Here is a 2,353-nt window from a genome sequence, read left to right as displayed (position 1 = left end):
GTTCCAGGTCCTTCCAAAATCTGTGGTCTTCCACACGCCGCCATTGTTTACACCAATATAAAATACATTGGGTTGAGAAGGTACGCCGACAGCACCCACCGTTCTGCCGCCACGGTGTGGGCCAATGCATCGCCATTGCATACTATTAAAATATTTTGCATCTAAACTTTGTGCAGTTGAGTGAAAAGATTGCAACATCATCAGTGCAATCGCTATTTTGTAAAAAGAAAAATATTTCATAAATAGTTTTGTTGGAGTAATTGAAATTACAAAGAAAGTGAGATAATAAATGGTGTAATTATTTTGAAAGATTTGTTTTAAAAATTTTAAAAGTCTCTTTAAAAATTTGGAATTATTATTGGCAACAGCAGCCAACTGAATAAAGTAATCAGTATCACACAAATTATATTCAGTATAAAACCTGTTTTAATCATTTGGTTTAGTTTGATGTGCCCACTGGCAAACACAATAGCATTGGGTGGCGTACCCATCGGTAACATGCTGGCGCAACTGGCACCCAGCGTCATGGGTATGCCCAGTAATAAAGGATTAATATGCAGTGCATCGGCCACAGCAGAAATTACCGGCGCCATCACAATTACCTGTGCAATATTGCTCATTACCTCACTTAAAAAAACAGAAATTAATGTAACAATAAAAATAAGCACTAAAATATTACTGGTGGCAAATCCTGCAATGTATTGGCCAAGGCTTTCCATAAGTTTGGCTTCTTCTAAAGATTTTGCCATGGCAATACCACCTCCAAACAATAATAAAATTCCCCAGGCCATTTTTTTGGTATCGCCCCATTCCAGCAATCGTTCATCAGGATCGTCCTTATTTCTTCCGCTGGGTACAATAAATAAACTGATGGCACCTATTAAAGCAATGATGGTATCATCTAACTGAAACAATTTTTGGGTTGAATTAATAATGTCTTTTGTGATCCACAAAAAAGCCGTGCTGCAAAAAACGATCAGCACTCTTTTTTCCTGGCGGGAAAGTTTACCCATTTCTTTTAACTCGGCATCAATAAAATTTTTACCGTCAATGCTATGGCTGAGGTGGTTGGGGTACAACCATTTTACCATTACAAAATACAACGATAACAATAATAAAATGGCCAGCGGCATACACAGCAGCATCCATTTTACAAAGTCAATGCCGTGTTTATAATGTTCGTTAAGGTGGCGCACATAAGCCACATTGGGCGGCGTACCAATTATGGTTGCAATGCCACCAAAATTACTGGCATAGGCAAGAGACAACATCAGTGTTAATGAAAAATTTTTAATGTTGGCAGCAGGATTGGCATGCTGGCCAATAACATGAATTACCGATGCCGCAATAGGAAACATCATCATAGTTGTAGCCGTATTACTTAACCACATGCTTAAAAAACCTGTTGCTAAAATAAATCCCAAAATAATATTATTGCCGTTGGTGCCTGTAAGTTTTATAATGCTCAAAGCAATACGTTTGTGCAAATTCCATTTTTCTATGGCCATGCCTAAAAAAAAGCCCCCCATAAAAAGATAAATGATAGAATCGGAATAGCCTTTAGAAGTTTCTTTTATGGAATTGATATTGAGCAGTGGATACAGCACCAACGGTAACAGTGCCACTACCGCCAGCGGCATAGCATCTAAAACCCACCAGCTAATCATAAGCACGGCTACTGATAAAACCAGGTTTGCTTTAAAGGCTAATGTAAAAGGATTTACAAAAAAGGAGACCAAACAAAGTAATATCCCTGCAATCAGTGCAGTTTCTTTGCGGTACTTTTTAAAAAATTCAAGCATAGATTTTTTTATACAATCGCCAAATTAAAACAGTTTGGGCAATATCGTAAGCCAGCTTAAAACTAAATTTGCATTTCACCCAATAAAAAATAAATATGAGCAATTTAGTAAATGAATTTAACGGTTACCGCACTAAAATGAACGAGGTTATTTTAGCTAAAGATAATTTGGTAATAAAACGCCTGTGGAATTTAGACACCAATACCTATGCCGCCGGTGCACTGGATGTAACCACCAAAGAATTGCTGGGCCTTGTGGCCAGCATGGTATTGCGCTGCGATGATTGTATAAAATATCATTTGGGTAAAGCATACGAATTAAAAGTAACTACCGAACAAATGTATGAAGTGTTTGCCGTGGCCAATATTGTGGGCGGCACCATTGTAATACCGCATACGAGAAGAGCGGCGGAGTACTGGGAAGAACTAAAGAATAATGAATAAGGAACAAGGAATTTTGAATGTTGAAGGGAGGAAAACAGAAATGCAGGATGATGATTTTTTAACCTAAAAAAAATAGTATGGAAAGAAAATTTGACCTTAACGAAAGAC

3 protein-coding genes are annotated in these 2,353 nt (G+C 37.6%); 1 reads left to right on the top strand and 2 read right to left on the bottom strand.

The genetic code is table 11. The features are described from left to right. Both ACY65O_RS02180 and ACY65O_RS02175 read right to left on the bottom strand, forming a co-directional pair. Window positions 1–240, bottom strand: a 240-nt coding sequence (locus ACY65O_RS02180; RefSeq protein ID WP_462219213.1) for a hypothetical protein, incomplete at its 3' end; no start/stop codon positions are given. Between the two features lie 98 nt (window positions 241–338). Beyond that, window positions 339–1,802, bottom strand: a complete 1,464-nt coding sequence (locus tag ACY65O_RS02175; RefSeq protein ID WP_462219212.1) for an SLC13 family permease — start codon at window positions 1,800–1,802, stop codon at window positions 339–341. A gap of 95 nt (window positions 1,803–1,897) precedes the next feature. Between ACY65O_RS02175 and ACY65O_RS02170 the strand changes: the two genes are divergently transcribed. Continuing rightward, entirely contained in the window at window positions 1,898–2,245 is a 348-nt protein-coding gene (locus tag ACY65O_RS02170) for a carboxymuconolactone decarboxylase family protein (RefSeq protein WP_462219211.1), read from the top strand. Window positions 2,246–2,353: the final 108 nt, after the last annotated feature.

It is taken from the genome of Ferruginibacter sp., assembly GCF_031430955.1.
Classification (GTDB): Bacteria; Bacteroidota; Bacteroidia; order Chitinophagales; family Chitinophagaceae; genus Ferruginibacter.
Note: the sequence above shows the minus strand (reverse complement) of the source record. Positions and strands in the feature narration are given on the sequence as shown.

Coding starts and splice junctions, on each gene's coding strand:
- ACY65O_RS02170 (WP_462219211.1), top strand. CDS start 1,898: ATGAGCAATTTAGTAAATGAATTTAACGGTTACCGCACTAAAATGAAC.
- ACY65O_RS02175 (WP_462219212.1), bottom strand. CDS start 1,802: ATGCTTGAATTTTTTAAAAAGTACCGCAAAGAAACTGCACTGATTGCA.